This window comes from Kitasatospora sp. NPDC050463 (genome assembly GCF_040655255.1).
GTDB lineage: Bacteria > Actinomycetota > Actinomycetes > Streptomycetales > Streptomycetaceae > Kitasatospora.
Map to the genome: position 1 here is coordinate 1 of NZ_JBFAJO010000088.1, position 24,113 is coordinate 24,113.

Annotated in this window: 18 protein-coding genes and 2 pseudogenes; 14 read left to right on the top strand and 6 right to left on the bottom strand. The window is 71.5% G+C overall.

Annotated elements, in window-relative coordinates; translation table 11 throughout:
• Window positions 1-96: 96 nt before the first annotated feature.
• The 3 genes and pseudogenes from AB0J08_RS35405 to AB0J08_RS35415 all read left to right on the top strand — a co-directional run.
• A pseudogene (locus tag AB0J08_RS35405) lies at window positions 97-702 on the top strand (DNA-processing protein DprA); the annotation flags it as partial.
• Window positions 703-1,343: 641 nt separating this feature from the next.
• A pseudogene (gene whiG, locus AB0J08_RS35410) lies at window positions 1,344-2,093 on the top strand (RNA polymerase sigma factor WhiG); the annotation flags it as partial.
• Between the two features lie 267 nt (window positions 2,094-2,360).
• On the top strand, window positions 2,361-2,933 hold the full coding sequence (locus tag AB0J08_RS35415) for a helix-turn-helix domain-containing protein (RefSeq protein WP_360642352.1): 573 nt from the start codon (window positions 2,361-2,363) through the stop codon (window positions 2,931-2,933).
• A gap of 36 nt (window positions 2,934-2,969) precedes the next feature.
• On the opposite strand, the gene AB0J08_RS35420 is transcribed toward AB0J08_RS35415, so the two are convergent.
• Complete coding sequence (locus tag AB0J08_RS35420; protein ID WP_360642308.1) at window positions 2,970-3,752, bottom strand: M23 family metallopeptidase; 783 nt, start codon at window positions 3,750-3,752, stop codon at window positions 2,970-2,972.
• A 568-nt stretch (window positions 3,753-4,320) separates the two neighbouring features.
• Here AB0J08_RS35420 and rpsB point away from each other — a divergent pair.
• The 6 genes from rpsB (at window position 4,321) to rlmN (ending at window position 10,531) form a co-directional block, all read left to right on the top strand.
• Complete coding sequence (gene rpsB, locus AB0J08_RS35425; protein ID WP_360642310.1) at window positions 4,321-5,229, top strand: 30S ribosomal protein S2; 909 nt, start codon at window positions 4,321-4,323, stop codon at window positions 5,227-5,229.
• Window positions 5,230-5,358: 129 nt separating this feature from the next.
• Window positions 5,359-6,198 (top strand): translation elongation factor Ts, encoded by an 840-nt coding sequence (tsf, locus tag AB0J08_RS35430; protein ID WP_360642312.1) that lies wholly within the window; start codon window positions 5,359-5,361, stop codon window positions 6,196-6,198.
• A gap of 262 nt (window positions 6,199-6,460) precedes the next feature.
• Window positions 6,461-7,225: a UMP kinase gene (gene pyrH / locus AB0J08_RS35435; RefSeq protein WP_329489781.1), complete on the top strand. Its 765-nt coding sequence runs from the start codon at window positions 6,461-6,463 to the stop codon at window positions 7,223-7,225.
• Window positions 7,226-7,344: 119 nt separating this feature from the next.
• Window positions 7,345-7,902 carry a ribosome recycling factor gene (gene frr, locus AB0J08_RS35440; protein WP_360642314.1) on the top strand — a complete coding sequence of 186 codons (558 nt, stop codon included), beginning with the start codon at window positions 7,345-7,347 and terminating at the stop codon, window positions 7,900-7,902.
• A gap of 200 nt (window positions 7,903-8,102) precedes the next feature.
• The gene (locus tag AB0J08_RS35445) at window positions 8,103-9,239 is read left to right on the top strand and encodes a phosphatidate cytidylyltransferase (RefSeq protein ID WP_360642316.1); all 1,137 of its coding nucleotides are present in this window, start codon (window positions 8,103-8,105) and stop codon (window positions 9,237-9,239) included.
• Between the two features lie 191 nt (window positions 9,240-9,430).
• Window positions 9,431-10,531, top strand: coding sequence for a 23S rRNA (adenine(2503)-C(2))-methyltransferase RlmN (rlmN, locus tag AB0J08_RS35450; protein ID WP_360642318.1), 1,101 nt, complete (start codon window positions 9,431-9,433; stop codon window positions 10,529-10,531).
• A 75-nt stretch (window positions 10,532-10,606) separates the two neighbouring features.
• Here rlmN and AB0J08_RS35455 read toward each other — a convergent pair whose 3' ends face one another.
• The 4 genes from AB0J08_RS35455 to AB0J08_RS35470 form a co-directional block, all read right to left on the bottom strand.
• Window positions 10,607-11,758, bottom strand: a complete 1,152-nt coding sequence (locus tag AB0J08_RS35455) for a hypothetical protein (RefSeq protein ID WP_360642320.1) — start codon at window positions 11,756-11,758, stop codon at window positions 10,607-10,609.
• A gap of 27 nt (window positions 11,759-11,785) precedes the next feature.
• Window positions 11,786-12,562, bottom strand: a complete 777-nt coding sequence (locus tag AB0J08_RS35460; protein ID WP_360642322.1) for an ATP-binding cassette domain-containing protein — start codon at window positions 12,560-12,562, stop codon at window positions 11,786-11,788.
• A gap of 212 nt (window positions 12,563-12,774) precedes the next feature.
• Complete coding sequence (locus AB0J08_RS35465) at window positions 12,775-14,169, bottom strand: aspartate aminotransferase family protein (protein WP_360642324.1); 1,395 nt, start codon at window positions 14,167-14,169, stop codon at window positions 12,775-12,777.
• A complete protein-coding gene (locus AB0J08_RS35470) occupies window positions 14,166-14,639 on the bottom strand; it encodes an Lrp/AsnC family transcriptional regulator (protein WP_030306695.1) in 474 nt (157 codons plus the stop codon). The genes AB0J08_RS35465 and AB0J08_RS35470 overlap by 4 nt, the downstream gene beginning before the upstream one ends.
• Before the next feature lie 269 nt (window positions 14,640-14,908).
• Here AB0J08_RS35470 and AB0J08_RS35475 point away from each other — a divergent pair, with 269 nt between their 5' ends.
• The 3 genes from AB0J08_RS35475 (at window position 14,909) to AB0J08_RS35485 (ending at window position 19,161) form a co-directional block, all read left to right on the top strand.
• A complete protein-coding gene (locus tag AB0J08_RS35475) occupies window positions 14,909-16,384 on the top strand; it encodes a gamma-aminobutyraldehyde dehydrogenase (protein ID WP_360642326.1) in 1,476 nt (491 codons plus the stop codon).
• A gap of 158 nt (window positions 16,385-16,542) precedes the next feature.
• Window positions 16,543-17,901, top strand: coding sequence for an aspartate aminotransferase family protein (locus AB0J08_RS35480; RefSeq protein ID WP_360642328.1), 1,359 nt, complete (start codon window positions 16,543-16,545; stop codon window positions 17,899-17,901).
• A gap of 72 nt (window positions 17,902-17,973) precedes the next feature.
• A complete protein-coding gene (locus AB0J08_RS35485) occupies window positions 17,974-19,161 on the top strand; it encodes a spermidine/putrescine ABC transporter substrate-binding protein (RefSeq protein ID WP_360642330.1) in 1,188 nt (395 codons plus the stop codon).
• A 27-nt stretch (window positions 19,162-19,188) separates the two neighbouring features.
• Here the strand turns inward: AB0J08_RS35485 and AB0J08_RS35490 are convergent, their stop codons facing one another.
• A complete protein-coding gene (locus tag AB0J08_RS35490; protein ID WP_360642332.1) occupies window positions 19,189-20,841 on the bottom strand; it encodes a PucR family transcriptional regulator in 1,653 nt (550 codons plus the stop codon).
• A 422-nt stretch (window positions 20,842-21,263) separates the two neighbouring features.
• Here AB0J08_RS35490 and AB0J08_RS35495 point away from each other — a divergent pair, with 422 nt between their 5' ends.
• Both AB0J08_RS35495 and AB0J08_RS35500 read left to right on the top strand, forming a co-directional pair.
• The gene (locus AB0J08_RS35495) at window positions 21,264-22,778 is read left to right on the top strand and encodes a gamma-aminobutyraldehyde dehydrogenase (protein ID WP_360642334.1); all 1,515 of its coding nucleotides are present in this window, start codon (window positions 21,264-21,266) and stop codon (window positions 22,776-22,778) included.
• Between the two features lie 62 nt (window positions 22,779-22,840).
• Window positions 22,841-24,094 (top strand): spermidine/putrescine ABC transporter substrate-binding protein, encoded by a 1,254-nt coding sequence (locus AB0J08_RS35500; protein WP_360642336.1) that lies wholly within the window; start codon window positions 22,841-22,843, stop codon window positions 24,092-24,094.
• Window positions 24,095-24,113: the final 19 nt, after the last annotated feature.

Consider the following 24,113-nt stretch of genomic DNA (forward strand, 5'->3'; position numbering starts at 1 on the left):
TCGGCTTCTTCTTCCCCATGCTCTCCATGATGGACATCATCCTTCCGGGGCCGAAGCCCCTGATCAGGAGTGTCCGTCAAAGCGGATCAAGCCCAGAGCATCGGGGTCCTCGCCTGCGGTGTCGATGTGGCCTACCCGAGGGGCAACGCCCAGCTGATCAGTCGGATCGCCTCCCAGGGGTTGTTGCTGAGCGAGCTTCCGCCGGGGGAACACCCGAACAGGTTCCGGTTCGTGCTGCGCAATCGTGTGATCGCGGCGCTCACCCGGGGCACGGTGGTGGTCGAGGCGGCGTTGCGCAGCGGGGCGCTGAGCACGGCCAGACGAGCCCGTGACCTCAACCGCCACACGATGGGTGTCGCCGGGCCGGTGACCTCGGAGCTTTCGGCCGGAGTTCACGCCCTGATCCGCGGTGGTGCCACGCTGGTCACCGACGCGGCCGAGGTCGCCGAACTGATCGGGGCGATCGGTGACGATCTCGCACCGCGGCACAGCGGGCCGGTGCTGCCGAGGGACCTCCTGGAGCCGGCCCTGGCGAGAGTGCTGGAGGCCGTGCCGGCCACGGCGGAGGGTTCGCCGGTCGAGCGATTGGCCCGGCAGTCGGGGCTCCCGCCGGACGAAGTGCTCCAGCGCCTCTACGAGTTGGGGTCGCTCGGTTTCGTGGAGCGGCACGGCGCCCACTGGCGGTTGGTGCGGGGGAGGTGACCGACCGGGGTCGATCAGGACGAATCGGGACGCGCCCGGGGAGTAGTGGCAGGCGGGTGATGGGGAGGTGGATCGGTGGCCACGGCGTCCGCCCCCCTGCGCGGGGCCGCGACGACACGAACGCCACCGGATCGGGGGACGACCGAGTGGCGGTAGCACATTGCAGTGAGTCGGTCACGCTACGCTCGCCATGCCTTCCCTATCAGCACATGACTCGGCAGAACGGCGCAGACCAACGCATGCCCACACACATTCCCGGACACAGAGTGACCGGTGGCGCCCGGTCCTCGGGAGGGCCGCGGACCGAGCGGCGTCCCGTGACCGAGTTCCCGCCCAAGGCGACGGGTGCGATGGGGGCCCTGGCCCGGCAGGGTGGGCGACCGGCGCACGCCGGCGCGTACACCGGTCGGCCGGACGAGCCCGGTACGCCTGATGTCCCCGAGGCGGCCGCCGCCGCCACCGCTGGCGTCGCCGCCGCCGACGCGCCCGACGCCGCCGCCACCCCCGACGCGCCCGGCGTCCCCGGACCAGACCAGGCCCCGGTCCAGGTCCAGGACCGGGACCCAGGTGAGGGGCCGGCGCCCGCGCCCGTCGAGACGCCGGCGCCCCGGCGGGAGCCCGGCGGCCATGAACGCACAGCGCTGGAAGTGCTCTGGCGCTCCTACAAGGAGACGGGTGACCAGCGGCTGCGGGAGCAGCTGATCCTGCATTACTCACCACTCGTCAAATACGTGGCGGGCCGGGTCGGGGTCGGGTTGCCCTCCAACGTCGAACAGGCCGACTTCGTCTCCTCAGGAGTCTTCGGGCTGATCGACGCGATCGAGAAGTTCGACATCGATCGGGCCATCAAGTTCGAGACCTACGCGATCAGCCGGATCCGTGGCGCGATCATCGACGAGCTGAGGGCACTGGACTGGATCCCGCGCTCGGTGCGGCAGAAGGCGAAGGCGGTCGAGCGGACGTACGCGACGCTGGAGGCCCGGCTGCGCCGTACTCCGCACGAGCCCGAGGTCGCCGCCGAGATGGGCATCGCGATCGAGGACCTGCACGCCATCTTCAGTCAGCTCTCCCTCGCCAACGTGGTGGCACTGGACGAGCTGCTCCACCCCGTGGGCGAGGGCGGGGACCGGCCGAGCCTGGGCGACACCCTGGAGGACCGCGGCGCGGACAACCCCGTGGAGGTGGCCGAGGACCGGGAGCTGCGCAGGCTGCTGGCACAGGCGATCAACACCCTGCCCGAACGGGAGAAGACCGTCGTGACGCTCTACTACTACGAGGGCCTCACCCTCGCGGAGATCGGTCAGGTGCTGGGGGTGACGGAGAGCCGGGTCAGCCAGATCCACACCAAATCGGTGTTGCAGCTGCGAGCCAAGCTGTCGGACATCCGGTAGCACCGCGCGGTGTCGGGGGCGTCCGCGGCCTCCGCGGCGACCTCGCGCGCCGAGCCGTGCAAGCCGGCCCGTGCCGTGACCTGCTGAGCCGTGTGCCCCGTGCCGTGAGCTGCGGAGCTTGAGCGTGTTGCCGGGCTGGTCCACCGGGCTTTCCCGCCCGTCCGTGCCTGTCCGTGCCCGGCCGTCTCCCCGTCAATGCGCGGCGCCGTATCGGTGGCGTGTAGGGCTCCGTACAGTGGGACAGTGCCGAAGATCCGAGCGGCCACTCTGGCCGAGCACCGACAGCTGCAGCGCGCAGCCCTCCTCGATGCTGCCCGCAGCCTGCTCACCGAGGGGGGAATGGATGCCCTGACCTTCCCCGCGCTCGCGGCGCGGACCGGTCTGGCGCGCTCCTCGGTCTACGAGTACTTCCGTTCCCGTGCCGCCGTGGTCGAGTTGCTCTGCGAGGTCGACTTCCCGCTCTGGGCTGCCGAGATCGAGGCCGGGATGGAGAGCTGCGACACTGCGGCGGCCCGGATCGAGGCCTATGTCCGAGGTCAGCTCGCGCTGGCCGGGGATCCTCGGCACCGGGCAGTGGCGGCGATCTCGGCGCTGGAACTCGACGAGGCGGCCCGGGAGCGGATCCGGGCGGCCCACGGCAAACTCGTCGGCCTGGTGGTCCAGGCACTCCAGGACCTCGGTCATGAGCAGCCGCGGCTGGCGGCGGGCCTGCTCCAGGGGATCGTGGAAGCCGCCGTTCGGCAGGCCGAGCAGCGCGCGACGGGCGGACCGGCCGAGAGCCCGGACGTGATCGCCGACGCCGCTGTCGCGCTCGCGCTGCACGGCCTGGGCGGGAGCTGACCCGAGCCGGCTTCACCGCCCCCGCCCGAGCCGGCTTCACCGCCCCCGCCCGAGCGGGAGCAGCCGGGCCGTACCGGCGCCGAACAGCGCGAGGGGGTCGAGGTACCGGTCGCCGCGCAGCAGCCCCCAGTGGAGGCAGTCGCGGCCCGCGCAGTGAGCGGCGCCCGGGGTGAGCTGCCCGATCACCTCTCCGGCCAGGACGGTGGTGCCGACGGTGAGGGTCCCGGAGACGGGCAGGTAGGTGGTCCGAAGCGGCGGAGTGCCGGAGGCCGGGTGCGTGACGGTGACCACCGGTCGGCCCGCCACCAAGCCGGAGAACGAGATCACCCCGGGGGCTGCCGACCGGATGTCCGCACCGCCGCCGGCGGCGAGATCCACGCCCCGGTGCCCGGCGGCCCACGCCTTGGCCGGTGCCTCGAACCGCTTGATCAGCGCACCAGGACCGCCCACCGGCCAGACCCTTCCGGGACCGGGCCCGGGACCGGAGCCAGGACCCGCGCCGGCACCGGGGCCGACATCCGCGCCAGCGCCGCCGGCGTTCACCACCCCACCACCGGCGGCATCGCGCACGCCTCTTCCCTTCACCGCCGCGGCGTGGCCCACCGACCCGGGCAGGACGGTCAGCAGCAGGGCTGTCACCGCGAGGAGCGCGAGCAGCAGCCGATGGTTGCGCCCGGGCCCGGGCCCGAACGGTGGGGGCAGCGCCAGTGCGGCGACCACGCCCACGCCGTCGCGCGACGTGACGCCCACCGCGCCGGCGAAGGCACGAGAGCGGCCGGAGGAAGTGGAGGCAGTGATGGCACCGAGGGCAGTCGTCATGCCGCCGAGGCTCTCCGCAGGACGCGGAGCCGACCACCCTCGCTCCGATTCCTGTGGATAACCGACCCCTGTGGACAGCCGCTGTCCTCCCAACGGGTGACGCGCTCCCGAGCAGGCTTCCGCAGTGGCCCAGTCCGGCCCGGTCCGGCCCGGCGCGGCGGCCCGGAGCACCTTCGCCGACCCGCCCCACCAGCCGTCCCACCCGCCTCCCCGCCGAGCTTCGGTCCCTGTGGAGTCGCCCGCTGCTCGGCGCTTCCCGTACACTTCACACGCGACCCGGTCCGCCGGGTCGACTTCGCACGCCCCGCCACCGGTGGACGATGCGGCTCAGCCGCCGCCCCCGCCAGGTGCGAGTGCCGCTCGGTCCGCCGAGCCCGAACCGGTCCCCGGACCGCTCGGGCCGAAGCGGCTCGGCACGTTCGGGGCGTCAGGCGTGGCTGTCACCTGGCTGCCACGGACAAAACCGAGCCTGACCCGGCCGTACGCAGACGCCGAGCGGGGAGCGCCACCGCGCGAACCACGACGTCGACTGCGCGGGAGCCGGGCGCAACACCTTAGGAGTACGGCTATGGCCGTCGTCACGATGCGGGAGCTGCTGGAGAGCGGCGTCCACTTCGGTCACCAGACCCGCCGCTGGAACCCGAAGATGAAGCGCTTCATCATCACCGAGCGCAACGGCATCTACATCATCGACCTCCTGCAGTCGCTGAACTACATCGACCGCGCCTTTGAGTTCATCAAGGAGACCGTTGCCCACGGCGGCAGCGTCCTCTTCGTCGGCACGAAGAAGCAGGCCCAGGAGGCCATCGCCGAGCAGGCCACCCGCGTGGGCATGCCCTACGTGAACCAGCGCTGGCTCGGCGGCATGCTGACCAACTTCTCGACCGTCTACAAGCGTCTGCAGCGCCTCAAGGAGCTCGGCGAGCTGGACTTCTCGGACGTGGCCGGCTCCGGCCTCACCAAGAAGGAGCTCCTGGTCCTCCAGCGCGAGCACGACAAGCTGGAGAAGACCCTCGGTGGTATCCGCGACATGCAGCGCGTTCCCAGCGCTGTCTGGATCGTGGACACCAAGAAGGAGCACATCGCGGTCGGCGAGGCCCGGAAGCTCAACATTCCGGTCGTCGCCATCCTCGACACCAACTGTGACCCCGACGAGGTCGACTACAAGATCCCGGGCAACGACGACGCGATCCGCTCCGTCACCCTGCTGACCCGCGTGATCGCCGACGCCGTCGCCGAGGGCCTCAAGTCCCGCGCTGGTGTCGCCAAGGGCGACGCCAAGGTCGAGCCGGGTGCCGACCAGCCGCTGGCCGACTGGGAGAAGGACATCCTCGAGGGCGAGACGAAGGCTGAGGAGGCCCCGGCCGCCGAGGCTGCCGCCGAGGTCGAGGCTCCCGCCGCCGAGGCTGCCGCTGAGGTCGAGGCCCCCGCCGCCGAGGCTCCGGCCGCTGACGAGGCCCCGGCCGAGCAGGCCTGACGTACCAAGGGTGAGGGGCACCCACCGGTACGACACCGGTAGGTGCCCCTCTCTCCCGCGCCGGAGCCGAACCATCGGCTCCGGCGCAACTCCACGCAGACACGCGAGACGCGAGAAGAGATTCACACCATGGCGAACTTCACCGCCGCGGACGTCAAGAAGCTCCGTGAGCTCACCGGCGCCGGCATGATGGACTGCAAGAAGGCTCTGGACGAGGCCGAGGGCAACGTCGACAAGGCCGTCGAGCTCCTGCGCATCAAGGGCCAGAAGGGCGTTGCCAAGCGCGAGGGCCGTGACGCCTCCAACGGCGCCGTCGCCTCCGTGATCGCCGAGGACAAGAAGTCCGGCGTTCTGGTCGAGCTCAACTGCGAGACCGACTTCGTCGCCAAGGGTGACAACTTCGTCAAGGTCGCCGACGCGATCGCCGCCCACGTCGCCGCCACCGCGCCGGCCGACCTGGACGCCGCGCTGGCCTCCGAGATCGAGGCCGGCAAGACCGTCCAGCAGTTCGTGGACGAGGCCAACGCGACCCTGGGCGAGAAGATCGTCTTCCGTCGCTTCGCCCAGTTCTCCGGTGACGGCTTCGTCGCGGTCTACCTGCACAAGACCAGCCCCGACCTGCCGCCGGCCGTCGGCGTCCTCGTCGAGCTGGACAAGGAGAACGCCGAGGTCGCCAAGGACGTCGCGCAGCACATCGCCGCCTTCGCGCCGAAGTACCTCTCCCGTGAGGAGATCCCGGCCGAGGAGATCGAGAACGAGCGCCGCGTCGCCGAGGCCACCGCTCGCGAGGAGGGCAAGCCGGAGGCCGCCCTGCCGAAGATCGTCGAGGGTCGCGTCACGGGCTTCGTGAAGGAGAACTCCGTTCTGGAGCAGGCCTTCGCCAAGGACAACAAGAAGACCGTCGCCAAGGTTCTCGAGGAGAACGGCGTCGCCCTCAAGCGCTTCGCCCGATTCCGCGTCGGCGCCTGAGCCACGTTCCACCGGACTCCCGGCACGCTTAGGCTGGGAACCGCCCCCGCCCGCTGACCAGGGCGGGAGGGACGCGCCGAACGGGCTCACCCAGCGTCATCCGTCTATGGGCGGGCCGCGTCGGCACCATGAACGACGAGGAGGCCATTGCCGTGCAGGACACCGTACCGGTTCCCGCGGCAGTGGCCTCCTCGCGTGTACGCGCAGGCCGGGGATCCGCACACCCGCGCCTGTGAACCAGTAGGTGTAGAAGGAGAAGTCCATGCAGGAGACGCAGGAGACCGCGCAGGACCCCCAGGCCGGCTCGCCCCGCCGGGTGCTGCTGAAGCTGTCCGGTGAGGCCTTCGCCGGTGGTGGCGGGCTCGGCGTCGACCCGGACGTCGTGCACGCGATCGCCCGTGAGATCGCCACGGTCGTTCGCGCCGGTACCGAGGTCGCGGTGGTCATCGGTGGTGGCAACTTCTTCCGTGGCGCCGAGCTGCAGGTGCGCGGTATGGACCGGGCCCGCTCCGACTACATGGGCATGCTCGGCACCGTGATGAACTGCCTGGCGCTGCAGGACTTCCTGGTCAAGGAGGGAATCGAGACCCGGGTCCAGACCGCGATCACCATGGGCCAGGTCGCCGAGCCGTACCTGCCGCTGCGCGCCGTCCGGCACCTGGAGAAGGGCCGTGTGGTGATCTTCGGTGCGGGTATGGGCATGCCCTACTTCTCCACCGACACCACGGCCGTCCAGCGTGCGCTGGAGATCCACGCGGACGTGCTGCTGATGGGCAAGAACGGTGTGGACGGCGTCTACGACTCCGACCCCCGGACCAACCCGGACGCGGTCAAGTTCGACGCGCTGGAGTACTCCGAGGTCATCGCGCGCGACCTCAAGGTCGCCGACCTCACCGCGATCACGCTGTGCAAGGACAACAACCTCCCGATGCTCGTCTTCGAGCTGCTGGCGGAGGGCAATATCGCGCGTGCGGTGAAGAGTGAGAAGATCGGCACACTCATCAGCCAGGATTCTGTCCGGGCCTGAGCAGCAATCAGCCGTACGGGACGCCGCCGAAACCGTGTTCGCCGGCGTCCGCACCGCGACCGGTTCGGACGCCGAGACCGGTCGGGACAACAGCAGATGAACCGGACAGGGAGTACACAGTGATCGAAGAGACCCTCCTCGAGGCCGAGGAGAAGATGGAGAAGGCCGTCGAGGTCGCCAAGAACGACTTCGCCGCCATTCGGACCGGCCGCGCGCACCCGGCGATGTTCGCCAAGATCGTGGCCGAGTACTACGGTGCCGTGACGCCGATCAACCAGCTGGCCTCCTTCTCCGTGCCGGAGCCGCGGATGGCGGTCGTCGCGCCGTTCGACAAGACCGCGCTGAAGGCCATCGAGCAGGCGATCCGCGACTCCGACCTGGGCGTCAACCCCTCCAACGACGGGTCCATCATCCGGGTGGTGCTCCCCGAGCTCACCGAGGAGCGCCGCCGCGAGTACATCAAGGTCGCCCGCGGCAAGGGCGAGGACGCCAAGGTCTCGATCCGCTCCGTGCGCCGCAAGGCCAAGGACGGCATCGACAAGCTGGTCAAGGACGGCGAGATCGGTGAGGACGACGGCCGCCGCGCCGAGAAGGAGCTCGACGACACCACGGCGAAGTACGTGGCCGCCGTCGACGAGCTGCTGAAGCACAAGGAAGCCGAGCTGCTCGAAGTCTGATGAACGACGCCCCTGACGCCCCTGGCTACTGGGGCCCATCCGACGAGCAGTACCAGCAGTACCAGCCGCACCCCCCGTACCGGCCCGCGCACGCGTCGCAGCCGGCCGCACCGGGCGCTGCGGGTGACCCCGGCCACCGAACGGGTCACTCGCAGCAGCCTCCGGTGTACTGGGGCGGTGCCGCGGAGGAGACTCAGGTCATGCCCCCCGTACCGGCCGACCCAGGGCCCGACCCCGCCGAGGGGCCGACCCGGGAGGCCGGGCGGTTGAGCGGCCCGCTGTTCCGGGACGAGCAGCCCGAAACGGCGGTGCCGGGTGCGGCGGAGACGGTCGTGCTGCGCGCGATCACCGACGCCGCCGCCCCCACCCCCGGCCGCGGCGGTCCGCCGTACCCGGGGGCCCCGGCGTATCCCGCGCCGCCGCAGAGCCACCCGGCGGCCGGGCAGCCCCACCCTGTGCCGTTGTCCCACCCAGGGCAGGAGACACCCGTGGCCCAGCCCGACCCGCAGCCGCAGCCGCGCAAGCAGCGCGGCGGTCGCAACCTCCAGGCCGCGATAGGCGTGGGCGTCGGCCTCGGCACGGTGGTCGTCGCCTCGCTGTTCGTGGTGAAGGCACTGTTCCTCTTCGTGGTGATGGCGGCCGTGTCGGTCGGGATCTGGGAGCTGACCAGCCGACTGGCCGAGCGCAAGCAGATCAAGGCGCCGCTGGTCCCGCTGGTCGCGGGCGGCATCGCGATGATCGCCACCGGTTACTGGGCCGGGGTCCAGTGGGCGGCGGCCTCGCTGGCGCTGACCGGGCTGGCGGTGATGGTCTGGCGGATGGCCGAGCCGCCGGAGAACTACCTGCGGGACATAACGGCGGGCATCTTCACCGCCTTCTACGTGCCGTTCCTGGCCACCTTCGTGGCGATGATGCTGGCGGCGGACGACGGCCCGCAGCGGATCGTGCTGTTCCTGATCGTCACCGTCTGCAGCGACACCGGGGCTTACGCGGTGGGCTACAAGTTCGGGAAGCACAAGCTGGCCCCGACGATCAGCCCGGGCAAGACCCGTGAGGGTCTGGCCGGTGGCATCGGTCTCTCGATGCTGGCCGGCGCGCTGCTGATGCAGCTGATCATCGACGACGGCAGCTGGTGGCAGGGTCTGATCCTGGGCGGCTGCGCGGCCGTCGTCGCGACCCTGGGCGACCTGGGCGAGTCGATGATCAAGCGTGACCTCGGCATCAAGGACATGGGCACGCTGCTGCCCGGCCACGGCGGCATCATGGACCGGCTGGACTCGCTCCTGCCGACCGCCCCGGTGGTGTGGCTGCTGCTGGCGGCCTTCGTCGGCAGCTGAGCCCGGCCGTGGGTTGCGACCGCGCACCCGCAGCGCGCCGGGGCAGCGCACCCGGGCCCGTGAAAACCGGGCAGCACGACCGGACAGCGCGGCCGGCCGGGCCGCGACGGTGAGTGAGGGCTCCGGACGCCAGGCGTCCGGGGCCCTTCGCCGTCTGACGACGTCCGAACGTCTGCGACACTGGATGAACCATGCCTAAGCCCGGAGAACTCACCTTTGTCGCGCCGCGCGGCGCCAAGCCCCCGCGACACCTCGCCGACCTGAGCCCCGCCGAGCGCAAGGAGGCCGTCGCCGAGCTGGGCGAGCAGCCGTTCCGCGCGAAGCAGCTCTCCAACCACTACTTCGGCCGGATGTCGAACGACCCGGCGAGCTGGACGGACATCCCCGCCGCCAGCCGGGAGAAGCTCACCGAGGGTCTGCTCCCCGAGCTGATGTCGGTGGTCCGGCACGTCTCCTGCGACGAAGACACCACCCGCAAGACCCTCTGGAAGCTGTTCGACGGCACGCTCGTCGAGTCCGTGCTGATGCGCTACCCGGACCGGGTCACGATGTGCATCAGCTCGCAGGCCGGCTGCGGCATGAACTGTCCGTTCTGCGCGACCGGCCAGGCCGGGCTGACCCGCAACCTGTCCACCGGCGAGATCGTCGAGCAGATCGCGGCCGGGATGCGCGCGCTCAAGGCGGGCGAGATCCCGGGCGGCGAGGCACGCCTCTCGAACGTGGTCTTCATGGGCATGGGCGAGCCGCTGGCGAACTACAACCGCGTGCTGGCCTCGATCCGTCGGCTCACCGACCCGGCGCCGGAGGGCTTCGGTCTCTCCCAGCGCGGGATCACCGTCTCCACCGTGGGCCTCGTCCCGGCGATGAACCGGCTCGCGGACGAGGGCCTCTCCTGCCGCCTGGCGCTGTCGCTGCACGCCCCGGACGACGAGCTGCGCGACGAGCTGGTGCCGGTCAACACCCGGTGGAAGGTCGCCGAGGTGCTCGACGCGGCGTGGAACTACGCGGAGAAGTCCGGCCGCCGGATCTCCATCGAGTACGCGCTGATCAAGGACATCAACGACCAGGCGTGGCGGGCGGACCTGCTCGGCCGGCTGATCAAGAACCACCGGGTGCACGTCAACCTGATCCCGCTGAACCCGACGCCGGGTTCCAAGTGGACGGCCTCCCGGCCCGAGGACGAGCGTGAGTTCGTCCGCCGGCTTCAGTCGCACGGCGTGCCCACCACCGTCCGCGACACCCGGGGTCAGGAGATCGACGGCGCCTGCGGTCAGCTCGCCGCAGCCGGCTGAGGCACCGGACAGCGCGAAGCACCGGACGCCCCGAGGCACCCGCACCCACCCCGGCCCGGCCCGGGCCGGGGTGGCTCAGCGCAGGCCGGCCGCCGCGAGGGCGGCGGTCAGCCCGCCGGTGACCAGCAGCACGGTGCCGACCGCGAGGGCCCGTAGGGCCACCGCGCCGAACAGCAGCCTGGGCGGGGTACCGATCCGCAGGAGCACGCCGGCGACGGCCCGGCGGGCGGTGCGGAGTTCGGCCAGCCGGGCCGCCACGGCGGCCGCCGCGCAGGTCAGCACCAGGCATGCCTCGACGGCCGGCAGGGTGTCGGCGCTGCCGGGCGCCCCGATCCAGTAGCGGATGGTGGTGAGCACCACCGCGACCGCCAGGGTCAGGACGGCCAGGGGAGGTGCGAGCCGGCGGGCCTGCGCGCTCAGGCCCCGTCCGGCGAGCAGCCGCAGGGGGGTCGGCCGGCCGACGGCGAGCAGCAGTCCGGTCCAGAACAGCAGCGGTCCGGTGAGCAGCGCGAGGCCGACGGCGCTCGTGGCCCAGCCGCCGAGGGCGGCGATGCCGGTGGTGCCGAGCCCCGCCGGCAGGTGGATCGGGCGGCCGTCGGCGGCGGCGCCCGGGCGCAGCGCGATGAGTTCGAGGGCGAGGCCGATCACGACCAGTCCGATCGGCAGGGCGATCCGCAGCGGGCCGAACCCGGTCGGCGCGGGCTGGCGCCCACCGGGCAGGGTCTCGGCGATCGGCACGGCGACGGCGGCCGCGATCCCGGCGGTGATCGGGACGAGGGCGATCAGGGTGACCGGCGCGGCGGCCGGCAGCGGCAGGCCCATGCCGACGTCGGGGGCGAGCGAGGGACCGGCGATGTCGTTGCGCAGGACCAGGAAGAGCAGCAGGGTCAGCGCGGAGCCGAGGGTGCAGGCGAGTGCGACCTCGCCGGCGATCATGGCCCGGATCCGGGCGCGGCCGGCGCCGGCCGCGGTGAGGCCGGCGATCCGCTCGGGGCGTCGGGCCGGCACCGCACGGGCGGCCACGGCGGCGAACCAGGCGACCGCGGCCAGCGGTGGCAGGCACCAGAGCAGTCGGGTGACGGCGTCGGTGCCGCCCACCGGGTCGCTCATCGCCCGGCCGAGGGCTCGCAGCAGGAAGGCGGCGACGACCGCGCCGGCCAGCGCGGTCAGCAGCCAGCGGCCGAGGTCGGGCGCCCGGTAGCCCCGGGCCAGACGGAGATAGAACACGTCGACTCTTTCAGCGGCGGGGCGGCGTCATCGGCGCGTGGCCGACCCGGCGGACGCTCCGGTGGCGCCCGGTGCGGCGGCGGTCCCGGTGGGTCCGGGCGTGCCGCGCGGGACGGGGGCGGCGGGGGCGGCCAGCCGTCCGTCGACGAGGGCGACGGCGCGGTCCGCGTACCGGACGAGTTCGGGGTCGTGGGTGGCCAGGACGAGGGTGAGCTGGTGCGAGCGGGCCGCGCTGGTCAGTATCCGCAGGACCTGGTCCGCGGCCTCGCGGTGCAGCGGGGCGGTGGGGTCGTCGGCGAAGACGACCGGCGGCAGTGGGGCGAGCGCGCGGGCGACGGCGATCCGCTGGCGCTGGCTCTGCAGCAGCCGGTCGGGCCGCAGCCGGGCGATGTCGCCGATGTCGAGCCGCTCCAGCCACTCGGTGGCGGCGGTGTACGCGGCCTTATTGCCGGCGCCGGCCAGCAGCAGGGGCAGGGCGACGTTCTCCCGCGCGGTCAGTTCGGGGACCAGGTGCGGTTCGGAGCCGACGAAGCCGAAGCGGTCGCGACGCAGCCGCTCGCGGCCGCCCCGGCCGAGGGTGTGGACGGGGGAGCTGTTGAACCAGACCTCGCCCTCGTCGATCGGGATGAGGGCGGAGAGACAGCCGAGCAGCGTGCTCTTGCCGGAGCCGCGCGGGCCGGTGACGGCCAGTACCTCGCCCTCTCGGACGCCGAGCGAGATACCGCGCAGGGCGGGGGTGCCGTGATGGGACTTGACGATCCCCCGGGCCCACAGCACGTCGTTGTCAGGCGGGGCCGCTGACATGAAGTTCCATCCTGGGTGGCCGCAGGGATATGACAGTCGTCAGATTAGAACGATCGGGACCTGGTGCGGTGGCGGCGCACTGGTCCATCAGGGGCAAATCACCTGTAATCAGGCGTGTTTGGTCGGAGAGATCACGCAGGAGACGCCGAAGGGCGGCCCCGCGGGTGGCGGGACCGCCCTTCGGCGGAGGGTGGGGAAGAAAGATCAGGTCGTCAGATCTTGGCCCACGCGTCGGTGAGGCTGGTCCGCAGGATCTGCTCGATCTCGTCGAAGGTCGACTGGTCGGAGATCAGCGGCGGGGCCAGCTGGACGACCGGGTCGCCACGGTCGTCGGCACGGCAGTACAGGCCGTTGTCGAAGAGGGCCTTCGACAGGAAGCCGTAGAGCACGCGCTCGACCTCGTCGTCGTTGAACGACTCCTTGGTGACCTTGTCCTTCACGAGCTCGATGCCGTAGAAGTACCCGTTGCCGCGGACGTCGCCGACGATCGGCAGGTCGCGCAGCTTGTTCAGGGTGCCGAGGAAGTTCGCCTCGTTGTCCAGCACGTGCTGGTTCAGGCCCTCGCGCTCGAAGATGTCGAGGTTGGCCAGCGCCACCGCGGAGGAGACGGGGTGGCCACCGAAGGTGTAGCCGTGCAGGAAGGTGTTGTCACCCTTGTAGAACGGCTCGGCCAGGCGGTCCGAGATGATCGTGGCGCCGATCGGGGAGTAGCCCGAGGTCATGCCCTTGGCGCAGGTGATCATGTCGGGCTGGTAGCCGAACTTGTCGGCGCCGAACATGGTGCCCAGGCGGCCGAAGGCGCAGATGACCTCGTCCGAGACCAGCAGCACGTCGTGGCGGTCGCAGATCTCGCGCAGGCGCTGGAAGTACCCGGGCGGCGGCGGGAAGCAGCCACCGGCGTTCTGCACCGGCTCGACGAAGACGGCGGCGACGGTCTCGGCGCCCTCGTTGAGGATCGCGACCTCGATCTCATCGGCGCACCAACGGCCGTAGGCCTCGGGGTCGACCGTGCCGTCCGGGCCTTCGAGGAAGGCCGGGGCGCGGTAGATGTTGGTGTTCGGGGCCTTGTGGGTGCCCGGCACCAGCGGCTCGAACGGGGCCTTCAGGCCCGGCAGGCCGGTGATGGACAGGGCGCCCTGCGGGGTGCCGTGGTAGGCGACCGCACGCGAGATGACCTTGTACTTGGTGGGCTTGCCGGTCAGCTTGAAGTACTGCTTGGCCAGCTTCCACGCGGTCTCGACGGCCTCGCCGCCACCGGTGGAGAAGAACACCTTGTTCAGGTCGCCCGGGGCGTAGTTGGCCAGGCGCTCGGCCAGCTCGACGGCCTTCGGGTGGGCATAGCTCCACACCGGGAAGAAGGCGAGCTCCTTGGCCTGCTTGGCAGCGGCCTCGGCGAGCTCGGCGCGGCCGTGGCCGACCTGCACCACGAACAGGCCGGAGAGGCCGTCGATGTACTTCCGGCCCTTGTCGTCCCAGATGTAGGTGCCCTCGCCCCTGGCGATCGTCGGCACGGGGGAGTTCTCGTACGACGACATGCGGGTGAAGTGCATCCACAGGTGGTCGTAGGCGGTCTTGGAAAGGTCCTTCTGCGCCGGGTCGGCTGTCATCGGGTGCCCCAGGTGTAGGTCTGTTTCCGGAGCTTCAGGTAAACGAAGCTCTCGGTGCTCCGCACGCCGGGAAGCGCGCGGATGCGCTTGTTGATCATTTCGAGCAGGTGCTCGTCGTCCTCGCAGACCAGTTCGGCCAGGAGATCGAACGAGCCTGCGGTGCAGACGACGTAGTCGACCTCGTCGAGGGCGGCCAACGCGTCGGCGACGGGCTCGATGTCGCCCTCGACCCGGATCCCGACCATCGCCTGGCGGGTGAAGCCGACGGTGAGCGGGTCCGTGACGGCGACGATCTGCATCACGCCTTGGTCGAGCAGCTTCTGGACGCGCTGTCGTACGGCCGCCTCGGACAGGCCTACGGCCTTGCCGATGGCGGCGTACGGGCGCCGCCCGTCCTCCTGCAGCTGCTCGATGATCGCCTTGGAGGCGGCGTCGAGGGGAACGCTGGCGTTCCGGTCGCGGTTGGCCACGCCGCCACTGTGCCCGATCGTTCCCCCGTTCGCAAGCGCGGGAGCTGCTGATTTCGTCGCGATCTTGGAAATCACGTACGGATTTCATCGCCGCATTGGAGTTGTCCTGTCGATACCAGCAGTCGTACGGCTACCCTGGTCCGGTACGCGCGCGGCTTCGCAGCGCAGCGCGCGTTCCCCCGAACAGTGGACCGCGCCGTGTCCGGCCCGGCCACTCGGCGCCCTTCGCCCGTCGGACGTGCCGACGTACCATGGCGCCGGAATCTGCAATGCCGCAGGCCCAGACCGAGGAGAGACCCGTGAGCGACCTTCGCACGCTGCGCAACTACATCAACGGTGAGTTCGTCGATGCGGCGGACGGCCGCACGCTCGACATCGTGGACCCCACCACCGGCGAGGTCTACGCGACGTCCCCGCTGTCCGGCGCCTCCGACGTGGACGCCGCCATGGCCTCCGCCGCCGCCGCCTTCCCGGTGTGGCGCGACGCCACCCCCAGCACCCGGCAGAAGCTGCTCCTCAAGATCGCCGACGCGGTCGAGGCGCGTGCCGACGAGATCGTGGACGCCGAGGTCCGCAACACCGGCAAGCCCCGCGCGCTGACCCTCTCCGAGGAGATCGGCCCGATGGTGGACCAGATCCGCTTCTTCGCCGGTGCCGCCCGCCTGCTGGAGGGCAAGGCCGCCGGTGAGTACATGGACGGCATGACCTCGATCATCCGCCGCGAGCCGGTCGGCGTCTGCGCCCAGGTCGCGCCGTGGAACTACCCGATGATGATGGCCGTCTGGAAGTTCGCCCCGGCCATCGCCGCCGGCAACACCGTCGTCCTGAAGCCGTCGGACACCACCCCGGCCTCCACCGTGCTGCTGGCCGAGATCATCGGTGGCATCCTCAAGGACCTGGAGCTGCCGGCCGGCGTCTTCAACGTGATCTGCGGCGACCGTGAGACCGGCCAGGCCATGGTCGAGCACCCCACCCCGGCGATGGCCTCCATCACCGGCTCGGTGCGCGCCGGCATCTCGGTCGCCGAGTCGGCCGCCAAGGACGTCAAGCGCGTCCACCTGGAGCTGGGCGGCAAGGCCCCGGTCGTGGTCTTCGAGGACGCGGACATCGCCGAGGCCGTCGAGGGCATCTCGGTCGCCGGCTTCTTCAACGCCGGCCAGGACTGTACGGCCGCCACCCGCGTGCTGGTGCACGAGTCGATCCACGACGCCTTCGTCGAGGCGCTGGCCAAGGCCGCGGCCGAGACCAAGACCGGTGGGGTGGACGACGAGGACGTGCTCTACGGCCCGCTGAACAACGCCAACCAGCTGAAGCAGGTCACCGGCTTCATCGACCGCCTGCCGGCGCACGCCAAGGTCGAGGCCGGCGGCCACCGGGTCGGCGACAAGGGCTACTTCTACGCCCCGACCGTCGTCTCCGGGCTGAGCCAGGACGACGAGATCATCCAGAACGAGGTCTTCGGCCCGGTCATCACCGTGCAGAAGTTCTCCGACGAGGACCAGGCCGTCGGCTACGCCAACGGCGTCGAGTACGCGCTGGCCTCCTCGGTGTGGACCAAGGACCACGCCCGCGCCATGCGGATGTCGCGCCGCCTGGACTTCGGCTGCGTCTGGATCAACACCCACATCCCGCTGGTCGCCGAGATGCCGCACGGCGGCTTCAAGAAGTCCGGCTACGGCAAGGACCTCTCCTCGTACGGGTTCGAGGACTACACCCGGGTGAAGCACGTCATGACCGCGATCTAGCAGGTCTCGGGCGTGACGGCACGACGGCGTGACGCGTGACGGTGGGCCCGGGTCGGGAGCGACCCGGGCCCACCGTCTTGCCACCCTGTCGGCCGATCGTGTGACCGCCTGACAGGATGAACCTGCACTTCGGCACCCGGACTCCCTAGCCTTGTCGCATGAGCATCCCCACCGCTGACTCGGCTGCCGGCCGGGCCGTCAAGGCCGCCGACCGCGCGCACGTCTTCCACTCGTGGTCCGCCCAGGCGCTGATCGACCCCCTCGCGGTGGCCGGCGCCGAGGGCTCGTACTTCTGGGACTACGACGGCAACCGCTACCTCGACTTCTCCTCGCAGCTGGTGAACACCAACATCGGGCACCAGCACCCGAAGGTGGTCGCCGCGATCCAGGAGCAGGCCGCGAAGCTCTGCACCATCGCCCCCGGCTTCGCCGTCGAGTCCCGCAGCGAGGCCGCCCGGCTGATCGCCGAGCGCACCCCCGGGGACCTCGACAAGATCTTCTTCACCAACGGCGGCGCCGAGGCCAACGAGAACGCCATCCGGCTGGCCCGGCTGCACACCGGACGGCAGAAGGTCATGGCGACCTACCGCTCGTACCACGGCGCCACCGCCAACGCGATCGCCCTCACCGGCGACCCGCGCCGCTGGGCCAACGAGACCGGCGTCTCCGGTGTCGTGCACTTCTGGGGCCCGTACGCCTACCGCTCCAACTTCCACGCCGAGAACGAGGCGCAGGAGTGCGAGCGCGCGCTGGAGCACCTGGAGCAGGTGATCGCGTTCGAGGGTCCGGGCACGATCGCGGCGATCATCCTGGAGACGGTGGTCGGCACCGCGGGCATCCTGATCCCGCCGCCGGGCTACCTGGCCGGGGTGCGCGAGATCTGCGACCGCTACGGCATCGTCTTCATCCTGGACGAGGTGATGGCCGGCTTCGGCCGTACCGGCGCGTGGTTCGCCGCCGACCACTGGGGGGTCACCCCTGACCTGCTGACCTTCGCCAAGGGCGTCAACTCCGGCTACGTCCCGCTGGGCGGGGTGGCGATCAGCGCGGAGATCGCCGCGACCTTCGCCGAGCGGCCGTTCCCCGGCGGGCTCACCTACTCGGGCCACCCGCTGGCCTGCGCCTCGGCCGTCGCCACCCTCAACGCGATGGCGGAGGAGGGCATCGTCGAGAACGCCGCGCACATCGGTGAGAACGTGATCGGCCCGGGCCTGCGCGAGCTGGCCGAGCGCCACCCCTCGATCGGCGAGGTCCGCGGGCTCGGGGTGTTCTGGGCGCTGGACCTGGTCAAGGACCGCGCCACCCGCGAGCCGCTGGTGCCGTACAACGCGGCCGGCCCCGCCAACGCGCCCATGGCCGAGCTGGCCGCCGCCTGCAAGCAGCGCGGGCTCTGGCCGTTCGTCAACATGAACCGCTTCCACGTCGTGCCGCCGTGCACCGTCACGGAGGAGGAGGCCAAGGCCGGTCTCGCGGTGCTCGACGAGGTGCTGTCGCTGACCGACGAGCACACCGCCTGACGAGCGGGCCGCCTGACGACGCACCAGACCCGCCAGGACGGCCCCGGGTGCCCGCGCACCCGGGGCCGTCCCATGCCCCGGAGGCCCACCTTGTCCCGCACCACCCTCACCCGTCGCAGCGTGCTCGGCACCGCCGGGCTGATCGGCGCCGGAACCCTGACCGGCTGCGGCATCCCGTCCGCCTACGTGGCCGAGGACCGCCGCTCCGCCCCCGACCGCTCGGAGAGCGAGAAGCGGCTGGCCTTCTCCAACTGGACGCAGTACATCGACGTCGACGACGACGGCGGCCGCCCGACCCTGGACGCCTTCACCGAACGGACCGGGATCGAGGTCACCTACACCGAGGACATCAACGACAACGACGAGTTCTTCGGGAAGATCGGCCCGGTGCTCACCCAGGGCACCGACCCCGGCCGCGACCTCATGGTGGTCAGCGACTGGATGGCCGGACGCTACGTCTCGCTCGGCTGGGTGCAGGCCATGGACCGGGCCAACCTGCCCAACGTCACCGCCCAGTTGGACCCGCAGCTGGCCGACCCGGCCTTCGACCCCGGGCGCCGGCGCAGCGTGCCGTGGCAGTCCGGGATCACCGGCATCGCCTACAACCGCAAGGAGCTGGGTCGCGAGATCAAGTCCACCGCCGACCTCTGGGCCCCCGACCTCAAGGGCCGGGTCACCCTGTTCGCCGGGCTGGACGAGGCACTCGGCCTGCTGATGCTCGGTCACGGCGCCGACATCGCGGCCTTCACCGAGGACGACGCGCACCGGGCGATGGACGTGGTGCAGAAGATGGTCGACAGCCGGCACATCCGCCGCTTCACCGGCAACGACTACACCAGCGACCTGGCCTCCGGGGCCGCGCTGGCCTGCCAGGCCTACTCCGGTGACGCCGTCCAGCTCACCGCGGAGAACCCGGACATCGCCTTCGTGGTGCCCGAGGAGGGCGGGGAGCTCTGGGCGGAGAGCCTGCTGATCCCCAACCGGGCGACCCACAAGCGGAACGCCGAGCTGCTGATCGACCACTACTACCGGCCCGAGGTGGCCGCCGAACTGGCCGCCGCCGTGCAGTACATCTGCCCGGTGCCGGCCGCCCGCGAGGTGCTGGCGGCCAGCGGGGACAAGGAGAAGGCCGAGCTGGCGGAGCACCCGCTGCTCTTCCCCACCGACGAGATTCGGGCCCGGCTGCACACCATGCGGGACGTCACCTCCGCCGAGCGTCCCGGTCTGCACAAGGTCTGGGGCCGGATCACCGGGGTGTAGCGGACGGGGCCCGGCGGGCCCGGCGGTTCAGCGCCGGACGGCGTCCAGCGCGAGCAGGGCGACGTGCAGCGAGAGGCAGGACTCGACCTGGTCGAGGTCCACGCCGAGGATCCGTTCGACCTTGTGCAGCCGGTCGTAGAAGGACGGCCGGGACAGGTGCGCGGCATCGGCCGCCGCGGACTTGTTCCGGCCCTGTTCCAGGTAGATCCGCAGCATCTGCACCAGCTGGGCGTTGTGCTCGGCGTCGTGGGCGAGCAGCGGGCCCAGCTCGCGCTCCACGTAGGTCTGCAGCCGGGCGTCGTCACGCAGCAGGTGCAGGAGGCCGCGGAGCCGGACGTCGGGGAGCCGGTAGTACGCGGCCGCCCGCCCCCCGGGGGCGTCGTGCAGTGCGGCGTCGGCGACCTGGGTGGCCTCCAGCAGGGTGCGCCGGGCGTCGCGGACCGAGCCCACCGAGGAGCCGGCGGCGACCACCGGTGCCGGTACGGGGGCGGCGTCCCGGTTGGCCTCCGCCGTCAGCCGGCGCAGCGCCGCGGCGAAGGCGTCCAGAGCGGCGTGCTCGTCCTGTTGGGCGCCGAGTGCGATCAGCACGCCCACGCCCTCGTCGTCCAGCGCGCCGACGAGCGCGGAGAGGCGGCAGCTGCGGATCGCGGTGGCCGCCAGCTCGGTGAAGTCGCGCAGCCGTGCCTGGGCCTCCAGCGCGGCCGGGATCGGCCCGCGCCGCTGCCGCAGGACCACCCCGACCAGCCGCCGGCCCTCCAGCGGCACGCCGAGCGCCTGGGCGCGCAGCGCCACCTCGGAGACGGTCAGGGCGTGGGTGAGGATGCCGGCGAGCAGGGTGCGGTGGGTCTGCCGCTCCAGGCTCTCGCGGTCCCGGACCACCAGCCGGTTGAGGGCGAGTGCGGAGGCGCCGCGCTCCAGCAGCATGGTGTGCGGATGCGCGGTGCCCTCGGGCAGCGGCCCCGGATCGGCGACCAGGACGAGCCGGCCCCAGTCCTGGCCCCGGGCGCCGACCGTGGTGACCAGCCAGCCGCTGCGAGGGTCGTGGCCGGTGCGGCCGGGTGGGCGGACCCCGCGCGAGCGGCGTTCCCAGTCCTCCAGCAGCTCCGTCTCGGGCCGCCCGGCGGTGTCGTGCGCCAGCACCTGGTGGGCGAGGTTCTCCAGGACGACCGGGCCGCCCGCCATCCGGGCCACCTGGCGGACCACCTCGGCCGGCTCGGCGCCCTCCACCACCAGCTCGTTGAAGACCTGGTGGACCGCCTCCGAGGTGCGCAGCTGCTCCAGCTGGGCGTTGACCACCAGGGCGTGCACGGCCTCGGTGACGGCGACGAAGCGCAGCTCGCGGCGGAGCGCGATCAGCGGCAGGCCGCGCTGCTCGGCGGCGTGCACCAGGGCGCGCGGCAGCGAGTCGAAGTAGCGCCGGCCGAACTCGATGACCAGGCCGGCCACGCCGACCTCGTCCAGCTCGCGCACGTACCGGGCCAGTCCTTCGCGGTCCTCGGGCAGTGCGATGCCGGTGGTCAGCACCAGCTCGCCGCCCTGGAGCACACCGGCGACATCGGGCAGTTCGCTGACGTGGACCCAGCGGACCGGGCGCTCCAGACGGTCGGTGCCGGCGACGACCTGGGGGAGGCCGCGCCGCATCACCTCCAGGTCGAGCACGCGGGCGACGGTGGGGAGCATCGCGGCCTCCAGGGTTCAGAGTGTCAGGTAAATCATCGCTCCCGGCGACGATGTGTTGCCCCGGCGGAACCCTTGCACCCTGTAAGGCCCTGTGGGCCTAGCTTTCCGGGGTGGTCCTTGTCACGCCCGGGCGGCAACGGGCATGGTCAGCGGGTCGGCTGTGGCGAAAGACGGCACAACCGTGGGAATCCGTCGCGTAACCGGAAAGCAACAGCAGAATCCCTTGCCGAGGTAACGCGAGGCTGTCAGGATCGCGCATCCCGGTGATCCACCGGACCGGATCCCCCGTACCGCAGACGCGGCGACTCGACCAGTCGTACGACGCCGGTGCGGTCCCCTGCCCGCCGGCCCGTGCAGCATGACGGAACCAGGCGGTCCCACGCCTTGCGGGCAGTCGAACCACCGGCACTTGGAGGAACCAGATGGACCTGACCGACTTCGGCGCGGGCGCGCAGTACATCGCCGGCCGGCAGAGCCGGGGGAGCGGCGAGCCCTTCCAGGTCGTCAACCCGGCGGACGGCAGCGTGGTCGAGCAGGTCTCCCTCGCCTCCACCGAGCAGGTGGACGCCGCCGTGGCCGCCGCCCGTGCCGCGCTGCCCGAGTGGGCCGGCGCCACCCCCGGCGCCCGCTCGGAGGCGTTGACCAGGCTGGCCGCCGTTCTCACCGGGGCAGGCGCCGACCTCGCCCGGGTGGAGACCGCGCAGACCGGCAAGCCGGTCAAGCTCTCCACCGAGTTCGACGTCCCCGGCACCATCGACAACACCGCGTTCTTCGCGGGAGCCGCCCGGAACCTGGAGGGCAAGGCGGCCGGCGAGTACTCCGGGGACCACACCTCGTACGTGCGGCGCGAGCCGATCGGCGTGGTCGGCTCGATCTCGCCGTGGAACTACCCGCTCCAGATGGCCGCCTGGAAGATCCTCCCGGCGATCGCGGCGGGCAACACCATCGTCCTCAAGCCCGCCGAGCTGACCCCGCTGACCTCGGTGATGTTCGCCCGGGCGTGCACCGCGGCCGGCATCCCGGACGGTGTGGTCAACGTGGTCACCGGCGCCGGACGCACCGCGGGCGAGCGCCTGGTCGCGCACCCGGACGTCGAGATGGTCTCCTTCACCGGCTCCACCCCGGTCGGCCGGCGGGTCGCCGAACTCGCCACCGCGACCGTCAAGCGCACCCACCTGGAGCTCGGCGGCAAGGCCCCGTTCGTGGTCTTCGACGACGCCGACCTGGACGCCGCCGTGCACGGCGCGGTGGCCGCCTCGCTGATCAACGGCGGCCAGGACTGCACCGCCGCCACCCGCGCCTACGTGCAGCGTCCGCTCTACGACGCCTTCGTGGCCGGGGTCGCCGAGCTCTACGGCGCGATCCGGCTCGGCGACCCGCTGAACCCGCGGACCGACCTCGGCCCCCTGGTCTCCTACCCCCACCGTGACCGGGTGGCCGGCTTCGTCGAGCGCGCCCGCGGGTACGGCGCCACCGTCGTCACCGGCGGCCGCGCGCCCGAGAAGGGCCACGACGGCACCGACCTCACCCGCGGCGCCTACTACCTGCCCACCCTCGTCACCGGCGCGGCGCAGGACAGCGAGATCGTCCAGGGCGAGATCTTCGGTCCGGTCCTGGTCGTGCTGCCCTTCGACGGCGATGACGAGGGGCTGCGGCTGGCCAACGACACCCCGTACGGCCTGGCCGCCTCGGCGTGGACGAGCAACGTGCACCGTTCGCTGCGCGCCACCCGGGAGATCGCGGCCGGCTGTGTCTGGGTCAACGACCACATCCCGATCATCAGCGAGATGCCGCACGGCGGCTACAAGTCCTCCGGCTACGGCAAGGACATGTCGCAGTACTCGCTGGACGAGTACACGCAGGTCAAGCACGTCATGTTCGACACCACGGCGGTGGCCCGCAAGGACTGGCACCGCACCGTCTTCGGAGACAGATAACCCCTTCCAGGGGCGTTCCCCCACCGCCCCGTCCCGACCTCTCCCCCCAGGAGGCCCGTTCCATGGCGTTCAACGAGCTCACCGACGGTCTGCCCGAACCGGTCCGCAAGGCCTGGGAACGCAGTCTGACCAATGGCCGGGCCGCCGTCGGCAGGCGGACGCTGCTGCGCGCCGCCGCCCTCACCGCCGGTGCGGGCACCCTGGCCGCCTGCGGCATACCGGCGGCCGGTACCGCCGGCACCGGGGACTCCACCGCGAACGCCGCCCAGGACCTCTCGGAGAGCGAGCGGGAGGTGAGCTTCTCCAACTGGCCGCTCTACGTCGACACCGACGAGAACGACCCGGAGAAGCACGGCTCGCTGGAGGCCTTCACCGCGGCCACCGGGATCAAGGTCAAGTACGCCGAGGACATCAACGACAACGTCGAGTTCTTCGGCAAGGTCAAACCGCAGCTCGCGGCCGGCCAGGACACCGGCCGCGACCTGATGGTCCTCACCGACTGGATGGCCGCGCGGCTGATCCGCCTCGGCTGGGCGCAGAAGCTCACCCCGGCCAACGTCACCACCGCCATCACCAACGTGGACGCGCGCTTCCGCGCCCCCGACTGGGACCCGGGCCGGCTCTACTCCTACCCGTGGGCCGGCATCCAGGTCGTCATCGCGTACAACCGGAAGGCGACCAGGGGGAAGAAGGTCGGCAGCGTCTCGCAGCTGCTGGAGGACCAGGACCTCAAGGGCCGGGTCACCTTCCTGTCCGAGATGCGCGACAGCGTCGGGATGACCCTGCTGGACATGGGCAAGGACCCGGCGAAGTTCACCGCCGACGACTACGACGCGGCGATCGCCCGACTGCAGAAGGCCGTGGACAACAAGCAGATCCGCCGTTTCACCGGCAACGACTACGGCCAGGAGCTCTCCTCCGGGGACATCGCCGCCTGCGTCGCCTGGGGTGGTGACCTGATCCAGCTCCGCGCCGACAACCCGGACATCGAGTTCGTCGTCCCGGAGCAGGGCTTCGTCTCGGGGACCGACAACATGCTCGTCCCGGCCAAGGCCCGGCACAAGGCCAACGCCGAGAAGTTGATCGACTTCTACTATCAGCCCAAGATCGCGGCGCAGCTGGCCGCGGGCATCGGCTACGTCTCCGCCGTCACCGGGATGGAGGAGGAGCTCGCGATCCTCGCCCCGGACAGCGCGGCCAACCCGCTGGTCGTCCCCACCCCTGAGATGGCGGCGAAGGCACACGTGTTCCGAAGCCTGACCGAGGCCGAGGAGAGCTCCTTCGAGGAGAAGTTCTCCAAGCTCATCGGCGCCTGACCTCCACTGACGGCAGAGA